Origin of the sequence: Sphingobium sp. SYK-6 (assembly GCF_000283515.1) — a bacterium.
GTDB classification, from domain to species: Bacteria; Pseudomonadota; Alphaproteobacteria; order Sphingomonadales; family Sphingomonadaceae; genus Sphingobium; species Sphingobium lignivorans.
In genome coordinates this window covers 1265569-1285881 of sequence record NC_015976.1, presented here as the reverse complement: position 1 = coordinate 1285881, position 20313 = coordinate 1265569, and the positions used below count along the sequence as shown (strand labels likewise).

At 65.7% G+C, this 20313-nt stretch carries 13 protein-coding genes; 6 read left to right on the top strand and 7 right to left on the bottom strand.

The features are described from left to right. Window positions 1–29 precede the first annotated feature (29 nt). The 6 genes from SLG_RS20285 to SLG_RS05775 all read left to right on the top strand — a co-directional run bounded on the left by SLG_RS20285 (window position 30) and on the right by SLG_RS05775 (window position 13627). Window positions 30–1751: a putative 2OG-Fe(II) oxygenase gene (locus SLG_RS20285; RefSeq protein ID WP_014075512.1), complete on the top strand. Its 1722-nt coding sequence runs from the start codon at window positions 30–32 to the stop codon at window positions 1749–1751. A 705-nt stretch (window positions 1752–2456) separates the two neighbouring features. Further along, on the top strand, window positions 2457–5408 hold the full coding sequence (locus SLG_RS05795) for a TonB-dependent receptor domain-containing protein (RefSeq protein ID WP_070098766.1): 2952 nt from the start codon (window positions 2457–2459) through the stop codon (window positions 5406–5408). A gap of 66 nt (window positions 5409–5474) precedes the next feature. Next, window positions 5475–8129 carry a M14 family metallopeptidase gene (locus SLG_RS05790; protein WP_158512685.1) on the top strand — a complete coding sequence of 885 codons (2655 nt, stop codon included), beginning with the start codon at window positions 5475–5477 and terminating at the stop codon, window positions 8127–8129. A 168-nt stretch (window positions 8130–8297) separates the two neighbouring features. Beyond that, entirely contained in the window at window positions 8298–9896 is a 1599-nt protein-coding gene (locus SLG_RS05785; RefSeq protein WP_014075509.1) for an amidohydrolase, read from the top strand. Between the two features lie 141 nt (window positions 9897–10037). After that, on the top strand, window positions 10038–11282 hold the full coding sequence (locus tag SLG_RS05780) for a threonine ammonia-lyase (RefSeq protein WP_014075508.1): 1245 nt from the start codon (window positions 10038–10040) through the stop codon (window positions 11280–11282). Beyond that, window positions 11279–13627, top strand: a complete 2349-nt coding sequence (locus SLG_RS05775) for a transketolase (RefSeq protein ID WP_014075507.1) — start codon at window positions 11279–11281, stop codon at window positions 13625–13627. The genes SLG_RS05780 and SLG_RS05775 overlap by 4 nt, the downstream gene beginning before the upstream one ends. Before the next feature lie 22 nt (window positions 13628–13649). On the opposite strand, the gene SLG_RS21910 is transcribed toward SLG_RS05775, so the two are convergent. From SLG_RS21910 to SLG_RS05745, 7 genes are all read right to left on the bottom strand, one after another. Beyond that, the gene (locus tag SLG_RS21910; RefSeq protein WP_014075506.1) at window positions 13650–13802 is read right to left on the bottom strand and encodes a hypothetical protein; all 153 of its coding nucleotides are present in this window, start codon (window positions 13800–13802) and stop codon (window positions 13650–13652) included. A 309-nt stretch (window positions 13803–14111) separates the two neighbouring features. After that, complete coding sequence (ligA, locus tag SLG_RS05770; RefSeq protein ID WP_231848762.1) at window positions 14112–16214, bottom strand: NAD-dependent DNA ligase LigA; 2103 nt, start codon at window positions 16212–16214, stop codon at window positions 14112–14114. Window positions 16215–16242: 28 nt separating this feature from the next. Then, the gene (locus SLG_RS05765; protein WP_041391762.1) at window positions 16243–16452 is read right to left on the bottom strand and encodes a hypothetical protein; all 210 of its coding nucleotides are present in this window, start codon (window positions 16450–16452) and stop codon (window positions 16243–16245) included. Continuing rightward, window positions 16449–16829: a putative quinol monooxygenase gene (locus SLG_RS05760; protein WP_014075504.1), complete on the bottom strand. Its 381-nt coding sequence runs from the start codon at window positions 16827–16829 to the stop codon at window positions 16449–16451. Before SLG_RS05760 ends, SLG_RS05765 begins: the two co-directional genes overlap by 4 nt. 3 nt (window positions 16830–16832) lie before the next feature. Next, complete coding sequence (gene recN / locus SLG_RS05755) at window positions 16833–18497, bottom strand: DNA repair protein RecN (protein WP_014075503.1); 1665 nt, start codon at window positions 18495–18497, stop codon at window positions 16833–16835. 129 nt (window positions 18498–18626) lie between these two features. Continuing rightward, window positions 18627–19412 carry an outer membrane protein assembly factor BamD gene (locus SLG_RS05750; RefSeq protein ID WP_041391761.1) on the bottom strand — a complete coding sequence of 262 codons (786 nt, stop codon included), beginning with the start codon at window positions 19410–19412 and terminating at the stop codon, window positions 18627–18629. Window positions 19413–19703: 291 nt separating this feature from the next. Beyond that, entirely contained in the window at window positions 19704–20096 is a 393-nt protein-coding gene (locus SLG_RS05745) for a hypothetical protein (RefSeq protein WP_148276507.1), read from the bottom strand. Window positions 20097–20313: the final 217 nt, after the last annotated feature.

Here is a 20313-nt window from a genome sequence, read left to right as displayed (position 1 = left end):
CCTCGCCGGACCTTCGGCCCTCTCCGTCCGTGAGCACAGGCCCCTCCCCCCATTTCTCGGGCGATCTCCAGCGCGCCGTCGACCTGATGCGCCAAGGCAGGCTGGCCGACGCGGAGCGACTTCTCGAAACGGCCGCCCGGCAGGCGCCGCAGGATGCCCGGCCCCATTTCTTCCTCGCTCTTGCCTTGCGCCACCGGGGAGATGCGGCCGGCGCGACGCGGGAACTCGCCCTCGCGCTGGATCTCGACCCGCTGTTTCAGGACGCCGCCGTGGAGCTGGCACGCCTGCTCAATGCCGGCGGCGAACCCGAGCGCGTCATCGCTCTGACCGGCCCGGCCGCAGCCGTCGCGCGTCCGGCGGAAGCCTTGCTCGTCGAGCGCGCCCGGGCCTTTCAGGCGCTCGACAGGCCGGAGGAAAGGCTCGCGGAGCGCGAACGCATCGTCGCGCTCTACCCCGCCCGATCGTCCGCTTATCACAATCTGGCGGCGGCGCTCGGGGACGCCGGCCATGCGCAACGCGCCGAAGCGGCGGCGCGCCAGGCTTTCGCGCTCGGCGGCAAGGCGCCCGAGACCTGGCTGGTGCTGGCGCGGGCACTGCAGGGCCAGAACAGGCTGGATGAAGCGGAACAGGCGTTTCGCCGCGCCGTGGCCTTGCGTCCATCCTATGTCGAGGCGCTGCGCGATCTCGCCCAGCTCAGGTGGATGCGCACCGGACGCCTCGATGCAGCGCTGGCGGAACTGGCGCCGGGCCTCGCGACCGAGCAGGCCGGCCGCCTGCGAATGGTCATGGCGCGCTTCCATGATGCCGCGGGCGATGCGGCGACAGGCTATCGCCTGCTCACGCAGGCAGGAGGGCCCGGCAGTGCCGAGACGGAAAGCGCCGCCGCTCAGCTCGCCATCGGCTTTGATCCGGAACGGGCCCTTGCCCATGCGCTGCGGGCCGAAGCTCTGGCCCCCGCGAGCGGCAGCATCCGCCATCAGGTGATCGACGCCTTGCTGGCGACTGGCCAGCCGCAACAGGCGCTGGACAGGATCGAGACGCAACTGGCCCTGACACCGCTCGACCAGGGACTGATCGCCGCGCAATGGACGGCATGGCGCCTGCTGGGCGACGGGCGCGCCGACGCGCTCTATGATTATGACGCCTTCGTCAGTGCCATGACCATCGAGCCGCCGCCGGGCTGGAGCAGCCTGCCGGACTATCTGGGCGATCTCGCAGCGTCCCTGCGCAGCCTTCACGGCTTCACCGCGCATCCGCTCGACCAGTCTCTCCGCTCCGGCACGCAGACGAGCGCGGATCTGCTCAGGAGCGACGATCCCGCGATCCGGGGTTTTCGCACAGCCATCGATGGCGCCATCCGCCGCTATGTCGAGATCCTGGGCGCCGGTAGCGATCCCTTCCGCGCGAGGCGGCGAGGCGGCTACCGGCTCAAGGGTATGTGGTCGGTCAGACTCTCACCGGGCGGCTTCCATGTCGACCATGTGCATCCACAGGGCTGGATTTCCTCCGCCTGCTACATCGCCCTGCCCGACGGCATGGATGATGAAGAGGCGCGCGCCGGCTGGATCCGGTTCGGCCAGCCCGGCATCCCGACCGCCCCGCCTCTGGAAGCTGGGCATTTCGTCAGGCCGCAGCCGGGCATGCTCGTGCTCTTCCCCTCCTATATGTGGCACGGCACCGTGCCTTGCCCGGACGGCGGCGACCGACTCACCATCGCCTTCGATGTCCTGCCGGAAGACGCAATCCAGTAAAGCGGAGCCGGGCAATCCGTGCCGGAAACGGGCGCATGACCCTACGGAACCCTGGTTAAATAGCTGTTTTCCTTGAGGAGAGCCGCCCGCTCCCGCTCGTGAAAAAGCCGTCCGCTCAGGAATTCCATGATAAAGGACTTTTAAAGCGGAATTTCCGCTTGACATTAATATATATTGCCCCAAACTGCCATCAACAGGGTGATGAATCGAATGAGGAAAGACTCATAAAGAGTCATCCTCTCCGACATAATAGAAATTGATAGTTACTGCGCCGACTTGTCTCTCAGGCATGAGAGTCATGCCACGGAATCACTCGACATTCACTGTCATGATACGCCTGCTCGCGCGGCCGGATGATTCATCACGCCTATAGAATGCCAATATTCGGAAAATATACTTTCAATTCAAATATTATATTCATGATTATTTTTATCATTTAGCAAAATTCATCACCTCAAAGTAAAATACTGAAATATAATATTTATATATATGAACAGAAATCAAGGAAGTTTCTATTAATTAGAAAAGCTATATAATCAATGCTCTATTCGATGATGGAGAGGCATTTTCAGTTTTAGGACACCTGTCAAACAAAGGGGATAGGTCATGCTGAATATTCCATCTTCTCCATCGCGTAACATTGGCTCTGTCGTCCATCGAAGCATTTTGCTGGCGACTGCCAGCAGCGCGGTTCTGCTGGCCGCGATGCAACCGGCGTCCGCCCAGACGGCCGAGGCCGAAGCCGACGCACCGGACGACATCGTCATCACGGGCTCGCTCATCTCCCGCCCGGACTATCAGGCGAACAGCCCGATCGTCTCCATCGGCGCGGAATCGCTGGAAAGCACTGGCCAGATCACCGTCGAGCGGGCCCTTGCGCAGATGCCGCAGTTCGCCGGCGGCCTCGGCCAGAGCAACACCTCCAGCACCGGCACCGGCCTGAACGGCGGCCAGGCCTATGCGACCCTGCGCGGCCTGGGCTCCAAGCGCACGCTGATCCTGCTCGACGGCAAGCGCCTGCAACCCTCCAATCCCGACGGCTCGGTCGACCTCAACACCATACCGGAAGCCCTGATCGGCAATATCGAGGTCATCACCGGCGGCGCGTCCACGACCTACGGCTCGGACGCCACGGCAGGCGTCGTCAACTTCCGCCTCAAGCGCGATTATTCCGGCCTCACGCTCAAGGCGACCACCGGCATTTCCAATTATGGCGACGGCGCGAACTATCGCGTCAGCGCCACCGCCGGCGGCAATTTCGACGACGGACGCGGCCGGGCCTTCGTCTCGCTCGATTATTCGAAGCGCGAGCGCGCCAAGCGCCGCGAGCGCCCCTGGTATTCGGACCGCACGCCGCAGACCGGCAACGCAGCCAATCCCTATGGTTCGGCGCTTTTCTCGGGCAACGAGCCGACGCTCGCAGCCGTCAATTCCATCTTCCACGACAAATATGGCTTTGATCCGTTCGTCGCCAGCAATGGCAGCCAGCGTTACAGCGGCGGCGCGCAGATCGGCTTCAACAATGACGGCACGCTCTACACCGCCAACAATGCGCCGGTCGTCAACTTCAAGGGCGTGGAAACCGACGACGCCTATTTCGTGGACTCGGGCAATTCGATCTTCGGTCCGTCCAAGCAGTTCAAGTTCGGCTGGACCGGCGCCGACATCCAGTCGGACATGGAACGCTACATGGCGATGGGCCGGGTGGACTATGACGTCACCGATTCCATTTCCGCCTACGGGCAATTCAACTTCACGACCTACAAGCAATTCTCGATCGTCAACACGACGCTCTCGAACAACATCTACCTTCAGAATATTCCCTATGACAGCTTCTTCGTCCCCGAGGACCTGAGGACCATCCTCGCCTCGCGGCCTAATCCCACGGCGGACTTCCAGTTCTACAAGTCCTGGCAGGCCATCGGCAATCGCGGCCAGACCTACGAATATGACGTCTGGCAGTTCATGGTCGGCCTGACCGGAAAGCTCGGCATCGGCGACCTGAGCTGGGACCTCTACGGCAGCACCAGTTCGTCGGACTTCAAGAACGGCCAGACCGGCGGCCTCAGCCTCAGCCGGATGGAAGCGCTGCTCGCCAGCCCCACGGGCGGTCTCGGCAATTGCACGGACTTCAACATCTTCGGCGACCTGCCGATTTCCGATGCGTGCAAGGACTATGTCATGCGCGACACCCTGAACACGACCAACATGCGGCAGGACATCGTGCAGGGCACTCTGCAGGGGAGCCTGTTCCCGCTTCCGGCGGGCGCGGTCCGGTTCGCCATGGGCGCGAGCTACCGCCGCAATTCCTTCGATTACAAATCAGACGACGCACTCGACCAGCCGGACGGGACCAGCGACATCATCGGCTTCGCCGTGCTGCGCTCCTCGTCCGGCGCGGTCAATGTGAAGGAGCTGTTCGGCGAGCTGTTCGTGCCGGTGCTGCACGATCTGCCACTGATCCAGGAGTTCAACCTCGATCTGGGCTATCGCTACTCGGACTATAATTCGATCGGCGGGGCGCATACCTACAAGGTCGATTTCGACTGGCGCGTGATCGATCAGGTGCGCCTGCGCGGCGGCTACAACCGCGCCATCCGCGCGCCGAGCGTCGGCGAGCTTTACGCGCCGATCTCGACAGGCAGCACCAGCATCGGCCAGGCGCAGGCCGGCACCCTCGCCGGCGATCCATGCGACTATCGCTCGGAATATCGCAAGCGGGCAGAAGCGCAGGTCAAGCAGCTCTGCCTCGCCCAGGGCATGTCGGAAAGCACCTACGGCACCACGGCGGCCGGTTTCATCGGCACGTCGCAGATCTTCCCGCTCACGGGCGGCAATCCCGATCTGGACGAGGAAACCGCCGACACCTGGTCGTTCGGCGCAGTGCTCAGCTCGCCCTTCACCAGTCCGCTGCTGAACCGGATCCGGATGTCGGTCGACTGGTACAACATCAAGATCAAGGACGCGATCGGCGTTCTCGCGATCACCCAGTCGGTGCAATATTGCTTCAACGCGGACGGCGCTTCCAACCCGACCTACGACAACAACAATTATTACTGCCAGCTGCTGGCCCGCGCGCCCGAAGGAACGCTCGAGCCGCCCACCAGCCAGCCGCTGCTCAATCTCGGCACTTTCGAGGTGCAGGGCATCGACGTGCAGTTCGACTGGGCGGCCGACCTGTCCGATTTCGGCTTCGGTGGCGATCCGGGCAGCCTGAGCTTCCGCACGGTGGTGAGCTATCTGGACAAGTTCGCCGTGCAGAACCTGCCGGGCGCCCCGACCTATGACTATGCAGGCACCATCGGCTTCTCGATCGAGAGCAATGCCGGCGCGGTCCACCCGACCTGGAAGGCAAACACCAACCTCACCTACACGCTCGGCGGCTTCGACATGGGCGTGACCTGGCGCTTCATCGACAAGATGCAGCACAGCAATTCCGTCACGTCGAACTCCGCGCCACAGGGGATCGCGGCCTATCATCTGTTCGATCTCAACGTCGGCTATGCCTTCACGAAGGACATCCAGCTGACAGCAGGCGTGACCAATGTGTTCAACCGGGCACCCCCTTCCTACAGCAACACGCCGGAGACCTACGAATCCTCCAACTACGACGTGCTCGGTCGCAACTTCTTCATGTCCCTGAAAGCCCGGTTCTAGCCGCCGGAAGCGTGGCCGGGCCCGTCCGGCCACGCCTTGTCCAATGATGTTCTTATGGAGATACCGATGAAACCGATCATTCAGAAAGCTGCCCGGGCCCTGATGCTGTCGGGCTCGACTCTCGCGCTGCACGCGGCGGTCATCGGGGGCATGGTCGCGGCGACCGTCGTCCCCGTCAGCCATGCCGCCGCCCAGACGGCCGTGCCGACGCCCGAATCCTGGTTTGGCCATCGCATGGGCACGGACCGCAAGCTCGAGCCCTATGCGAAGATGGTCGCCTATTATCAGGAGCTGGCGAAGACGAGCGACCGCATCAAGCTCGTTGAGCTGGGCAAGTCGACCGAAGGACGCCCCTTCCTGGCGCTGTACATCTCCTCGCCCGCCAATCTCGCGCGGCTCGAGGAGTATCGCCAGATGAACCTCAAGCTCACCGATCCGCGCGGCGTGTCGCAGGACGAGCTGGACCGGATCGTGAAGGACGGCAAGGCCGTCGTCGTCCAGTCCTACGACCTCCATTCGAGCGAGATTGCCGCATCGCTGACGTCGGTCGAGTTCACTTATGACATGGCGACCCGCACCGACCCCGAGATGATGAACGTGCTCGACAAGGTCATCACCATCATCATGCCCTCGCTCAATCCCGACGGGCACGACATGGTGCAGGACTGGTACATGAAATATGTCGGCACGCCCTATGAAGGCGGCGCCCTGCCGTGGCTCTACCAGAAATATGTCGGCCACGATAACAACCGCGACGCCTTCATGCTGAACATGGCGGAATCCAGGCATCTGGCCAGCATCCTGTACCGCGACTGGACGCCGCAGGCCTATATCGACCATCACCAGATGGGCCAGTATGCGCCCCGCATCTCCATCCCGCCCTATACCGATCCGATCCGGCCTTTCGGCGATCCGCTGGTGTGGCGCGAGATGACTTTCTTCGGCGCGGCCATGGCCTATGAGCTGGATGCCGCGGACCTCTCCGGTGGCATCGGCGATGCCATCTATTCAGGCTGGGGCCATTTCGGCTTCCACTGGATCACGCCGTTCCACAACATCGCGGGCATGCTGGACGAATCCGCGAGCGCCAATCTCGCCACGCCGCTCTATGTCCATCCCGACCAGCTCAAGGGCGGCCAGCGCAACGTGCCGGACAACAAGGCGCAGATGAACATGCCCAACCCCTGGCCCGGCGGCTGGTGGCGCGTGCGCGACATCGTCGACCGGCAGAAAGTGACATCCTGGGCGCTGGTGGACGCGGCAGCGAAGAACAAGGAAATGGTGCTGCGCAATATGTACACCAAGGCCCTGCGCCAGACCCGGCGCGGCGCCGAGGGCGAAACCAAGGCCTATGTGATTGACGTCAAGCAGCACGATCCGCTGACGGCGACCAAGATGGTCAATGCCCTGCTGGCGCAGAAGGTCGACGTCTATCGCGCGCCCGCGCCATTCACGCATGAGGGTCACATCTACGAGGCGGGCACCTTCGTCGTGCCGATGGACCAGCCGAAGATGGGCCTGGTGCGCTGGCTGCTCGGCCAGACCTTCTTCCCCGACGACAGCTATGCCCGCACGAAGGATGGCACGCCCATCCGGCCCTATGACATGTCGACCGATGCCATGACCGAGTTCATGGGCGTCGAGAGCACGCCGGTCGCCACCCCGGTCGCGATCGCCGGGCTGGAGCGCCTCGGCGCAGCGATCGCGCCGCGCGGCACGGTCGAGGGCAGCGGCCCCTATCTGCTGGACGCTGCGCTCAATGACAGCTTCCATGCGGTCAACCTGCTGCTCAAGGGCGGCGCCACGGTGCAGCGCGTCACCACCGCGTCCGGCGCGGCGAAGGTCGGGGACTTCCTTGTCTCCGGCGTGAGCGGCGCCACGGCCGAGAGCATCGCGGCCTCCACGGGCGTGAACTTCACCGCCGCAGGCAGCGCGCCGGCCGGCAGCGCGATCGCGGTCAAGGCGCCACGCATCGCGATGCTCAAGCGCTATCGCGGCGGCAACATGGACGAGGGCTGGACCCGCTTCGTGTTCGAAAGCTACGACTATGGCTATACCTCCATCATGGATGCCGAGATCAAGGCGGGCAATCTCATCAAGAAATATGATGTGATCGTGCTGCCGGACGATTCGCTCGGCGCGATGACGGGCGATGCCTCGGACATGGGCGGCCGCCCCGGCGGGCGCGACAATCTCGAAGGCGTGCCACCGGAATATCACAGCGGCTTCGGCGATGCCGGCGTCAAGGCGCTGGAGGAATTCGTGAAGGCCGGGGGCAAGCTCGTCACCTTCGCCCAGGCCGGCGATCTGCCGATCAAGAAGTTCGGCCTTCCGGTCGCCAATGTCGTCGCGGGCAAGTCGTCCAAGGAGTTCTGGTCGCCCGGTTCCACCTTCCGGATGAACGTGGATACCAGTGATCCCCGCGCTTATGGCATGCCGGACAAGGCGCTCGCCATCTTCACGGCCGGCTGTCAGGCCTATGAAGTCATCCCGCGCATCCGCAACGAGAATGTGAAGGTGATCGCGTCCTATACGGACAAGGACGTGCTCCAGAGCGGCTGGCTGCTGGGCGAGGAAGTGATCGCCGGCAAGGCGGCGATGGTTTCGGTCAAGCATGGCAAGGGGGATGTGATCCTCATCGGCTTCCGCCCCCAGCACCGCAGTCAGGCGCACGGCACTTACAAGCTGCTGTTCGATTCACTGCTGGCGCCCGTCTCCTAGAAGGGGCAGCTTCGAGCTACCGGACCGGTTCGGCCTTCGCCATGCATGTTCCTCCGTTCCCGTGCATGGGGAATCCGTTCCGGTCCGGTGGGACCGGGGGGCATCGCCGGTTCATCGCACAGCGCAACCCCGTCCGTCGCGGCGGGGATGGATAAAGGGAAATATCACATGAATTCATTTGCTGCGGGAAGCCGGGCGGTCATTGCGCTCCTCAGTCTCATCGGCGCTGACGCCGCGCTTGCCCAGGTCGCCCCCGAGCGCGTCGAGGCACTCAAGACCGAAGCCGTGAAGGGCGTGGAGGGCCGGAGCAAGCTCGTGCAGGAGATGATCGATTCCATCTTCAGCTTCGGCGAGCTGGGCATGCAGGAATTCGAGACCTCCAAATATATCACGGCCATTCTCGAGAAGAACGGCTTCACCGTGACGCGCGGCGTCTCCGGCATGCCCACGGCCTGGACGGCGGTGTGGAAGAATGGCGAAGGCGGCCCCGTCATCGCCGTGGGCTCGGATCTCGATGGAATTCCCAAGGCCAGCCAGAAGCCGGGCGTCGCCTGGCGCGAGCCGCTCGTCGAGGGCGCGCCCGGCCATGGCGAGGGCCATAATTCCGGTCAGGCCGTGAACATCGCGGCCGCGCTCGCGGTCAAGGACATCATGATCCGGGAGAAGATTCCCGGCACCCTGCTGCTCTGGCCCGGCGTCGCCGAGGAGCCGGTGGCGGCCAAGGCCTTCTTCGTGCGGGACGGCATGTTCAAGGATGTCGATGCCGTGCTCTTCACGCATGTCGGCTCGAATCTCGGCACGAGCTGGGGCGAGCAGAGCGGCACCGGCGGCATTTCGGTGCTCTATACCTTCAGCGGCGAATCCGCCCATTCGGCCGGCGCGCCCTGGCGCGGCCGCAGTGCGCTCGATGCCGTCGAGCTGATGGACATCGGCTGGAACTTCCGCCGCGAGCATCTGCGGCCCGAGCAGCGCTCGCATTATGTCATCAAGGACGGCGGCGACTTCCCCAATGTCGTCCCCTCGTCCGCGACGGTCTGGTACTATGTCCGCGAGCAGACCTTCGACCATATCCGCAAGAACTTCGACATCAGCAAGAAGATGGCGGATGCGGCCGCGATGATGACGGACACGACCGTCTCCAGCCGCATCATCGGCACGGCAGCGCCCCGGCACATGAGCAAGCCGATCGCGGAAGCTGCTTTCGAGAATATCAGGAAGGTCGGCCTGCCGACCTGGACGGCGGAGGAACAGCAGTTCGCCAAGGCCGTGCAGAAGCTCGTCGAGGGCAAGGAGACCGGGCTCGACACCGAGCTGGATGCGCTCGCGGCACCCGTGCCCGAGCCCAAGAGCGGCGGCTCGGATGACATCGGGGATGTCTCCTGGACCAAGCCGACGATCACCATTCGCTTCCCGTCGAACATCCCGAACCTGCTCGGCCACAACTGGTCGAACGCCATCGCCATGGCCACGCCCATCGCGCACAAGGGCGCCGTCGCCGGGGCCAAGGCGATGGCCATGACCATGCTCGATCTCATGACGAAGCCGGAGCTCCTGGCCTCGGCCAAGACCTATTTCACCGATGTTCAGACCAAGGACGTCAAGTACCAGCCGGTTCTCACGAATGAGAAACCCTATATCGAAATGAATGCCGACATCATGGAGCAGTTCCGCGAGAAGATGCGGCCCTATTATTACAATCCGGCGAAGTACAAGACCTATCTGGATCAGCTCGGCGTCAAGTGGCCGACACTCGAAAAGACGCAATAGAGCTATAGAGATGACGGCCGGGGCCGGTTTGGCCGGCCCCGCCGCGACAGCGAACGGCGCCCGGTCCCTTGTCCGGACCCGCCCGCCGGAAGGTCTCGCTTCCGGAGCGGTGGCGCGACTCCCGTGGTTCGGAGATCATAGATGACATTGACACTTGCAGACGTCCGACTGGCCGCCGAACGGCTGGGCAATGCGATCGTCCGGACACCCTTCCTGCATTCGCAGACTCTCTCCGAGCTGACCGGCGCGGAGATCTGGCTCAAGTTCGAGAATCTCCAGTTCACCGGCTCGTTCAAGGAGCGCGGCGCGCTCAACAAGCTGCTCACGCTGGGCGAGGACGCGCGCCAGCGCGGTGTCGTCGCGGTGTCCGCCGGCAATCATGCCCAGGGCGTGGCGCTCCATGCCCGCCGCCTCGGCATCCCGGCGACCATCGTCATGCCGCTCTCCACGCCTACCGTGAAGGTCAAGCGCACCGCCAGCTTCGGCGCCACCGTCGACCTCACCGGCAAGGATTTCGCGGAAGCGAGCATGGCCGTTCCGCGCTATATCGAGCAGGGCCTGACGTTCATTTCCCCGTTCGACGATGCCGAGATCATTGCCGGCCAGGGCACCATCGCGCTCGAAATGGTCGAGCAGGGTCCGCCATTGGACGTGGCGCTGGTCGCGGTGGGCGGCGGCGGCCTGATCGGCGGCGTCGCCACCGTGTTCAAGGCCCTCTCCCCGGCCACGCAGGTCATCGGCGTGCAGAGCGAGCTCTATCCTTCCATGGCGCTCGCGCTCGGCCGCTATTCGGGCCCGCTCGCCGGGGGCACCTCGGTCGCCGAGGGGATCGCGGTGGCGAAGCCTGGCGTGCTCACGCTCGCCGCCGCGCAGGCGCTGGTCGACGATGTGATCGTCGTGCCCGAGGCCCTGATCGAGGACTCCGTCGCGCTGCTGCTGCAGATCGAAAAGACCCTGTGCGAAGGCGCGGGCGCCGCCAGCCTGGCGGCCGTGCTGGCCGAGCCGGAGCGCTTCCGCGGCAAGAGCGTCGGCCTGATCCTGTGCGGCGGCAATATCGACATGCGCGTGCTGACCGCGATGCTCCAGCGCCATCTCGCGCGCTCGGGCCAGCTCATCCGCCTGCGCGTCTCGATGCTCGACAATGCCGGCCTCCTCGGCGCGGTGGCGACGATCATCGGCCAGCTCGACGGCAATATCCTGGAAGTCTCGCATGATCGCGTGTTCGGCGGGGCCTCGGCCCGTTCGGCCAATGCGATCTTCACGGTCGAGCTGCCGGACCGGGACCGCAATCGCGTGCTGTTGCAGGCCCTGCACGATGCCGGCTATGATGCCAATCTCATCGAACCGATGCAGACGGCGCCTTACTCCTTCAGCGAGGTCGCATGACCATGACATCCGCTAGGCCGGCCATTCCGGACGACCTGCTCGCTTCGCTGGAAGCGCTGGACGGGCGGCTGCGCTGGCTCGCGTCCTGGACCATCCACAATGCCAATCATGTCCGCGAGAGCCGGGACGGACTGAAGGTGGGCGGCCATCAGGCAAGCTGCGCTTCGATGACGGCCGTCATGGCGGCACTCTATTTCCATATCCTGCGGCCCAATGACCGGGTGGCAGTGAAACCCCATGCCGGTCCCGTGCTGCATGCCATCGAATATCTGCTGGGCCACCAGACGCTCGACCAGCTCAAGCGCTTCCGGGGTCTGGGCGGCGCGCAAAGCTACCCTTCGCGCACCAAGGACCGGATTCGCGTGGATTTCTCCACCGGCTCGGTGGGTCTCGGCGTCGCCATCACGGCCTTCGCCAGTCTGGTGCAGGATTATCTGATCGCCCATGGCGCCCTGCCGCAGGACCGGGCCGGGCGGATGATCGCCCTGATGGGCGACGCGGAGCTGGACGAGGGCAATATCTACGAATGCCTCATCGAGGCCTACAAGCACGAGATCCGCAATTGCTGGTGGATCGTCGACTATAATCGCCAGTCGCTCGACGCCACCACGGCGGACCGCATGTTCAGCCGCTTCGACGACATCTTCCGCACCTGCGGCTGGCGCGTCGTCACGCTCAAGCACGGCAAGCTCCAGCGCGCGGCCTTCAGCCGGCCGGGCGGGCAGGCACTGGCGGATTGGATCGATGCCTGCCCCAATGCGGATTTCGCGGCGCTCACATATCAGGGCGGCGGCGCGTGGCGCGAACGCCTGCTTGCCGACCTTGCGGGCGTGCCGGATGTGGCCGGCCTGATCGCGTCCTTCGACGATGCCGGGCTGGCCGCGCTCATGACCAATCTGGGCGGCCACTGCATGGAGACGCTGGTCGATGCCTTCCAGCGCATCGACGACGATCGCCCGACCCTGTTCATTGCCTATACCGTCAAGGGCTTCGGCCTGCCCTTCGCGGGTCACAAGGACAATCATTCGGGGCTCATGAACCCGGCGCAGATGGAAGCCTTGCGGGAAAGCATGGGGATTGCGCCCGGCGAGGAATGGGAGCCTTATGGCGGCCTTGGCGACAACACCGCCGTGGCGCTGAAGGCCTTTGTCGAGGCTTCGCCTTTGGCCCGGCGTGACGCGCCGCCGGAAGCGGCGCCCGTGCCCCTGCCGGACAGCCTCCCGCCGCCGACCGATCCGCAGCAGTCGACGCAGGCCGCCTTCGGCCGCATCCTGCTCGATCTCGCCAAGTCGGGCCATCCGCTGGCGGATCGCATCGTCACCACCTCGCCGGACGTGACCGTCTCCACCAATCTGGGCGGTTTCGTGAACCAGCGCGGCCTCTTCCGCCGCCGCGAGCTCAAGGACGTGTTTCACTCCGCCCGGATTCCCTCGGCGCAGAAGTGGCAGGGGCATGATGCCGGCCAGCATATCGAGCTGGGCATCGCGGAGAGCAATCTCTTCCTGATGCTCGCCGCGCTCGGCCTGTCCGGACCGCTGTTCGGCACGCGGCTGCTGCCTGTCGGCACGGTCTACGATCCCTTCATCGCGCGCGGCCTCGATCAGCTCAATTACGGCTGCTACCAGGATGCGCGCTTCCTGCTGGTCGCCACGCCGTCGGGCCTGACGCTCGGCCCGGAAGGCGGCGCGCACCAGTCGATCTATTCGCCGCTGATCGGCATGGGCCAGCCCAATCTCACTTATTTCGAGCCTGCCTTCGTCGATGAGCTGGCGCTCATCATGCACTGGGCCTTCGGGCACATGCAGGCGGCGGACGGCGGCTCGGTCTATCTGCGCCTCTCCACGCGCGTCATCGACCAGATCGAGCGCGAGAGCGACGACTGGCAGGCCGATGCGCTCAAGGGCGGCTACTGGGTCAAGCGGCCCGGGCCGGGCGCCGAGGCGGCGCTCGTCTTCACCGGCGCCCTCGCGCCCGAGGTGATGGCCGCCTGGGCAATCCTCGTCGAGGATCTTCCCGGCCTCGGCCTGCTCAACGTGACATCCCCGGACCTGCTGCACCGCGGCTGGTCCGCGTCCCGCGCCGAGCGTTGGTCAGGCGCGCCCGCGACGCCGAGCCATGTCGACACGCTGCTCGACGCGCTCGATCCGCGCGCCGGGCTGGTGACGGTCGTGGACGGCTCGCCTTCCACCCTGTCCTGGCTGGGCGCCGTGCGCGGCATGCGAGTCAGCCCGCTGGGCCTCGACCGGTTCGGCCAGACCGGCGACCTGCCCGATCTCTACGCCGTTTACCGCCTCGGCTCAGATGCGATCGTCGAGGCCACCGCCAATCTCTTCCTGCGCCCCTGAGCCAGGAGCGACCGCGCGACCTTCAGGCCGCGCCGAACCCCTCCGCAAACCGGCGCCGATGATCGCTGAAGCGCTCGCCATCCGGCCGCTCGGTACGCACGCCGTTCGCTTTCCAGGGCTTGCACAGCTTGCAGCCCGCGCGCCGATTGCGCGCCCGTCCGCGCTTGTGATGCATGGCCACCTCCCGTGCCGGATCATCCGCAAAGGCGGCGTGCCTGACAGGCGCCGGCTGAGCCGAGGCTGAACGGCGGCGTTAGGCGGCATGGACAGGGCCTAAGGCCATGGCGACACAGCATCTCCCGTCACTCACGATGTCATCCCGGACTTGATCCGGGATCCCGCTTCTTCCTTTTTCTCGAATAGGCCGGGCACGGCGGGATTCAAGGCAGCGGGTCCCGGATCAAGTCCGGGACGACGTCGTGAAATGACGTAACAGGGTGCGCCACCATGCCTCGGAATTTGCCCACGCCCCCCCGGCGAGCGCTCAGCCCGCGCTGCGCACGATCTCCGCCCAGGCGGCCTCGTCGATCACCTCGATGCCGAGTTCCGCCGCCTTCTTGAGCTTGGAGCCCGCGCCCGGCCCGGCCACGACGAGATCGGTCGCGGCACTGACGGAACCCGCCGCCCGCGCGCCGAGCGCCTCGGCCTGCGCCTTCGCCTCGTCCCGGCTCATCGTTTCCAGCTTGCCGGTGAAGACGATGGTCTTGCCGGAGACCGCGCTGGCCTTGACGTCGACCACATAAGGCGGCGGCGAGACCTCGCCCAGCAGATCGTCCCAGATCGCCTTGTTGTGATCCTCATGGAAGAAATCGCCCAGCGCTTCCACCACCACCTCGCCGATGCCGTCGATGGCAAGCAGCCGCGCGCGCGCCGCCACATCGCCGGCATGCGCCGCCTCGGCCGTCTCGCGCAGGGCAGGCAAGGTGGCGAAGGCCTTCATGAGATCGCGCGCCGTCACGGCGCCGACATGGCGAATGCCGAGCCCGAAGAGCAGTCGCGCGGCATCGGGCTCGCGGCGATCCTCTATGGCTTTCAGGAGGTTGTCGACCGACTTTTCCTTCCAGCCTTCACGGCCCAGCAAGGCCTCGCGATGGCGCTTCAGCCGGAAGATGTCCGCCGGGCCCTGCTCCAGCCAGCCGAGCGCGAAGAATTCCCGCACGGTCTTGTCGCCCAGCCCGTCGATATCCATCGCGGCGCGGCTGACGAAATGGTTGAGCCGCTCGATCCGCTGCGCCGGGCAAATGAGCCCCGCGGTGCAGCGCACGTCGACTTCGCCTTCCTCGGCCACGGCCTCGCTGCCGCATTCCGGGCAATGATCGGGAAAGACATAAGGCGCGCGCGCCTCGTCCCGCGTCAGATTGTCGACCACTTGCGGAATGACGTCGCCCGCGCGCTGGACGATGATGCGGTCCCCCGGCCGTACGCCCAGCCGCGCGATCTCGTCGCGATTGTGCAGCGTGACGTTGGAGACGACCACGCCGCCCACCGTTACCGGCTTCAGCCGCCCGACCGGCGTCAGCTTGCCAGTGCGGCCGACCTGGATGTCGATCGCCTCCAGCGTGGTCTCGGCCTGCTCGGCCGGGAATTTGTGCGCGATCGCCCAGCGCGGCGCCTTGGCGACGAAGCCGAGCCGCTCCTGCCAGTCCAGCCGGTCGACCTTGTAGACCACGCCGTCGATATCATAAGGCAGGTCCGCCCGCTGGTGCTGGATGGCGCGATATTGGGCGAGCATCGCGCCGCTGCTCTCGCACAGCACCAGATGCGGCGAGACCGGGATCTTCCAGCGCTCCAGTGCCTTCATGACGCCGAACTGCGTGTCGGCCGGCAGCCCGCCGCCACTCACCACCCCCCAGCCATGGGCGAGGAAGCGCAGCGGCCGGCTCGCCGTCACGCTCGCATCCTTCTGGCGCAGTGATCCGGCAGCGGCATTGCGCGGATTGGCGAACTGGCGCACCCCTTCGGGATCGAAGGCCTCGCCGCGCGCCTCCGCCGCCGCGCGCGCTTCATCCATCAGCCGCCTGTTGAGCGCGAGGAAAGCGGCCTTCTCCATATAGACTTCGCCGCGGACCTCCATGACGTCCGGCGCGTCCTGCGGCAAGGTCTCCGGAATATCGTCTATGTGCCTGACATTGGGCGTGACATCCTCGCCCACCTCGCCATCGCCCCGGGTCGCGGCACGGACCAGCTTGCGGTCCTCGTAGCGGATCGAGAGCGAAAGCCCATCGATCTTGTCCTCTGCCGTCATCACCACCGGCTCGTCCTCGGCAAGGGCGAGATAGCGGCGCACGCGCGCCACGAACTCTTCGACGTCCTCGTCCGCAAAGGCATTGTCGAGGCTCATCATGCGCTTCTCGTGGCGCACCTTGGCAAGCGCCGACGCGGCCACGGACGCACCCACCTGCCGGTTCGGGCTGTCCCCCCGCACGAGATGCGGAAACGCCGCCTCAAGCGCATTATTCTCGCGCACAAGCGCGTCGAACGCCGCGTCGCTGATCTCCGGCGCGTCGTTGGCATGATAGAGCCGGTTATGCTTCGCGATCTCGCGAGCGAGCCGCATGAGGCGATTGGCGGCCTCGGCTTCGGTCATGGTGGCAGGGTCGTTCAACATTCTTCTTTCACGCGAGATACCAGACCCAGAGGGGGACCAGCAGCAACCCGACGACGCGGGCGGCAAGCCAGCCGCAGGCCCTGACGTCCGGGACATTGATGATCTCGATGGCCCTCACGACGTTATAGGCGACGAGGAACAGCAGCCCCGAAACTGCCATCACTGCCAGATCCGACATGATCGCGAGACTGGAGCAGCGAGGCAGCCGAATGCTCATCCCGGCTGGAACTCCACCCGCACGCCCATGCCGGCGATCAGCGGACGGCCCTTGCGGATCGCTTCCTGCACAGCCGAAAGCTGGAGCGAGGCGGCATGTGCCTGCCTGTCCGTCCAGAGTTCGGTGATCCAGATGCCGTCCGCATCCGCCAGATCGGCGCCGATGATATAAGCGATATTGCCCGGCATCGCCCCGGTGCCCTCGCCGAGAATGGCGATGAGCTCATCGCGCTTGCCCGGCTGCGCCTTCATCTGGCCGATCAGGCCATAGCCCGCTTCAGCAGCAGCGGAAGCGGCACGGGCAGGCGCGCCCGCCAGCACCGCGAGCCCGGCCAGACCGGCAAGCCCTCCCTCGATCATGTCGCGCCGTGTCGTCATGGTTCACACGCCCTCCAGCAGCCGGTCCGCCTGCGCCCGCGCCTCGTCGGTAACGGCAGCGCCGGAGAGCATGCGGGCGATTTCCTCGCGTCGCTCGGCCTCGTCGAGCGGATGGACGCCGGTGCGGGTGATCGTGCCTTCCGAAGACTTGGCGATGAGCAGATGCCCCGCCCCGCGCGCCGCGACCTGCGGGCTGTGCGTCACCACGATGACCTGCGCGCCGCCCGCCAGCCGGGAGAGCCGCTCGCCGATGGCGCCTGCCACCGCGCCGCCCACGCCCCGGTCGATCTCGTCGAAGATCATCGTGCCCGCCGCGCCCTGCGCCGCCAGCGCCACCTTGAGCGCCAGGATGAAGCGGGAAAGCTCGCCGCCGCTCGCGATCTTGGTCAGCGGCGCGAAGGGCGCGCCGGGATTGGTCGAGATCATGAACTCGACGCGGTCCCGCCCGGAGGCGCGCCATTGCCCTTCCGGCAGCGGCTCAACATCGGTGCGGAAGCGCGCGGCATCCAGCTTGAGCGGCGCCAGCTCGCCGGCCATCGCGGCGTCGAGCCGCGCGGCGGCCGCGCGCCGGGCCTCGCTCAGCGCCTGCGCGGCGGCTTCATAAGCCGCGCGGGCCTGCGCCACTTCGTTTTCCAGTTCGGCCAGCCCCGCCTCGCCCGCGTCGATCCGGGCGAGCTGGGCGGCCATGCGCGCCGAGAGATCGGCCAGATCGTCCGGCGCGACCTGATGCTTGCGAGCGAGCGCACGCAGATCGAACAGCCGCGTCTCGATCGCGTCCAGCCGGGCGGGATCGGCAGCGAGCGCCTCGCTCGCGCGGGCAAGCTGGTCCTCGGCCTCCGCAGCCTCGATCACGGCGCGATCCAGCGATGCCAGCGCCACGGCCAGCAGATCATGCTCGGGCGCGATCCTGTCCAGCCGCCGCGCCGCCTGCCGCAGGCCCGAGAGCGCCCCGTCCGATCCGCCAAGCAGCGTTTCCAGCGTAGCGAGGTCCTCGGTCAGCCGTGCGCCCTTCTGCATCGCCGCGCGCTCGCTTGCCAGCGCCTCCTCCTCGCCGGGCTCGGGAGCGAAGCGGCTGAGTTCGTCCACGGCATGGGCGAGATAGTCCCGCTCCTTCGCCGCGCTGTCGAGCGCCTCGCGCGCGGCTTCCAGCCGGCCCTGCGCCGTCTGCCAGGCGCCATGGGCGGCGCGCACGGCGCCACTGTCCATTCCGCCATAGGCATCGAGCAGGTCCATGTGGCCGCGCGGATTGAGCAGGCCCCGCTCGTCATGCTGGCCATGGATTTCCACCAGCAGCGCGCCGACATCCTTCAGCAGCGCTGCCGAGCAGGGCTGATCGTTGAGGAAAGCGCGGCTTCCGCCATCCGCCTTCAGGGTCCGGCGGATGAGCAGCGGCTCGCCGGGCTCCTGCGCGATCTCGTTCTCCGCGAGCAGCGCGGCCAGCGCAGTGCCGGGCCGCGGCGGCTCGAAGCTGGCGGTGACGCTCGCCTGCGCCGCACCCGCCCGCACGAGCCCGCTGTCCGCGCGCATGCCGAGCGCGAGGCCCAGCGCGTCGAGCAGGATGGACTTGCCCGCGCCCGTCTCGCCGGTGAGCACGGTCAGCCCGCCGTCGAAAGCGAGATCGAGCGCTTCGATGAGCACGATGTTGCGGATGGAAAGCCCGGTGAGCATGGCCGGCAGAGAGTTAGTCGATTGCGCCCGTGCCTGTCACGCGCGATTGCGCCCGTCCGCGATGATGGTGGTGGCCAGTGCCCGCCGCCCCGGTCCGAAACTCACCCGCCAGCCGGCAGGCGCGCCCGGTCAGGCGTTGGGCGCATATTGCTGCATCAGGCGATAGGAGCGCTCATACCAGGTCGAATCGGGATAATTCTTGCCCAGCACCGCAGCAGCGCGCTTGGCTTCCTCCGGAATACCGAGCGCGAGATAGCTCTCGACAAGCCGGTGCAGCGCCTCGGGCGTGTGGCTCGTCGCCTGATAAGTATCGATGACCTTGCGGAAGCGCATCGTGGCCGCGATCCACTCGCGACGACGCTGGTAGAAACGGCCGATCTCCATTTCCTTGCCGGCCAGATGGTCGGCCACGAGATCGAGCTTCAGCCGGGCATCGGCCGCATAACGCGAATCGGGGAAGCGGCGGATCAGTTCGCCCAGCGCGTCATTGGCCTGCAGCGTGATCTTCTGGTCGCGCGTCACGTCGCTGATCTGCTCGTAATAGCAAAGCGCGATCAGATAATAAGCATAAGGCGCGTCACGATTGCCGGGGTGGATCGAGAGGAAGCGCTGCGCCGACTGGATCGACTTGGTGTAGTCGCGCGCCGCATAATAGCTGAACGCGCTCATGAGCTGCGCCCGGCGCGCCCAGGGCGAATAAGGATGCTGCCGCTCGACCTCGTCGAACAGGATCGCCGCTTCCGCAAAACGGCCGCGATCGAGGCGCTGCTTGCCCGCCATGTAGAGCGTGCTGACGTCGCGGGCGACATATTGGGTGTCGGCACGGTTCTGGTTGCGCGCGCAGCCCGCGACGAGAATGGCGGGCAGGAGCACGGCGGCCAGCAGAGCGACACGGCGCATGGGGGAAGCAGTCATGCGCAGCCTCTTAGCGCGGCGAATTGGGGTCGCCAAGCGATTGATGCGGGGTGCGCCATGCGCCTCGAAAGTAGGAACCGACATGGCTGCGAAACAGGGATTTGCGCTTGAACGCAAGCTGAACGCGCCATCAGGCTGTGTTGCCGCTCCTGTGGGGGGGAGGGACGGAGACGGCAACACAGCCTTCAGGTGCGAAGCAACGGTCGGCGCACCGCCCGATCCCGCAATGTGAGGCCAGCGTGGGGGGATGGCTTCACGGGGATCGAACGACGCGCCGACCTGCGAAAATCGTCAAACTTCCGGGTAGTCGTTGACGAAGCTTCGCATCCGCGCGGACCCGAGGGGCGTCAGCCCGACTGTCCGTCCTTCGGGCTCTTGTCCCGTTGTGACGGCCAGTTCCGCTTGGACCAGTTTGTCGATGATCGCGTCCGTCTCGTTCCTGCTGAGCATGTTCGCGAGGGCCAGGGCCGTATCGCTCACAGCCCCGGACTGCAATTCACCGACGTAAAGGCTGAGCATCACGTCCATGGCGGTATCCGCCATGACCGGTGCGTAGAAATGCTTGGTGCGCAGGCGGCCGAGCATGTGCATGCGCGTCGCCTTTGCCTCGAGAGTCACATCCACCCGGCGATCGGCGCCCTGAACGGCTCCCGAAGGTAAGCCACGATGCCCGAAATCCGCCACGTCAAAAAAACCTCAGATGCAACCACAAATGGCGATGCCGGCCGCGAAGCCCCGCTTCCGCATGCATCGCGTCCCGATTTTCCGTTCCCGAGCCCTATAGCGCGGCACCCGCGGTCTTTCATGTCCCGTAAATGCCGGACAAGCGGCTTCACACATGTGAATTTCTGCCTGGACGACCTCATCAGCATCATGCCCCTTCCGTTACGGGTGGGCCAGC

Excerpts from the sequence above, each read along its gene's own strand:
- SLG_RS05795 (WP_070098766.1), top strand. The coding sequence starts at position 2,457 with ATGCAACCGGCGTCCGCCCAGACGGCCGAGGCCGAAGCCGACGCACCG.
- SLG_RS05790 (WP_158512685.1), top strand. The coding sequence starts at position 5,475 with ATGAAACCGATCATTCAGAAAGCTGCCCGGGCCCTGATGCTGTCGGGC.
- SLG_RS05785 (WP_014075509.1), top strand. The coding sequence starts at position 8,298 with ATGAATTCATTTGCTGCGGGAAGCCGGGCGGTCATTGCGCTCCTCAGT.
- SLG_RS05780 (WP_014075508.1), top strand. The coding sequence starts at position 10,038 with ATGACATTGACACTTGCAGACGTCCGACTGGCCGCCGAACGGCTGGGC.
- SLG_RS05775 (WP_014075507.1), top strand. The coding sequence starts at position 11,279 with ATGACCATGACATCCGCTAGGCCGGCCATTCCGGACGACCTGCTCGCT.
- SLG_RS21910 (WP_014075506.1), bottom strand. The coding sequence starts at position 13,802 with ATGCATCACAAGCGCGGACGGGCGCGCAATCGGCGCGCGGGCTGCAAG.
- ligA (WP_231848762.1), bottom strand. The coding sequence starts at position 16,214 with ATGACCGAAGCCGAGGCCGCCAATCGCCTCATGCGGCTCGCTCGCGAG.
- SLG_RS05765 (WP_041391762.1), bottom strand. The coding sequence starts at position 16,452 with ATGAGCATTCGGCTGCCTCGCTGCTCCAGTCTCGCGATCATGTCGGAT.
- SLG_RS05760 (WP_014075504.1), bottom strand. The coding sequence starts at position 16,829 with ATGACGACACGGCGCGACATGATCGAGGGAGGGCTTGCCGGTCTGGCC.
- recN (WP_014075503.1), bottom strand. The coding sequence starts at position 18,497 with ATGCTCACCGGGCTTTCCATCCGCAACATCGTGCTCATCGAAGCGCTC.
- SLG_RS05750 (WP_041391761.1), bottom strand. The coding sequence starts at position 19,412 with ATGACTGCTTCCCCCATGCGCCGTGTCGCTCTGCTGGCCGCCGTGCTC.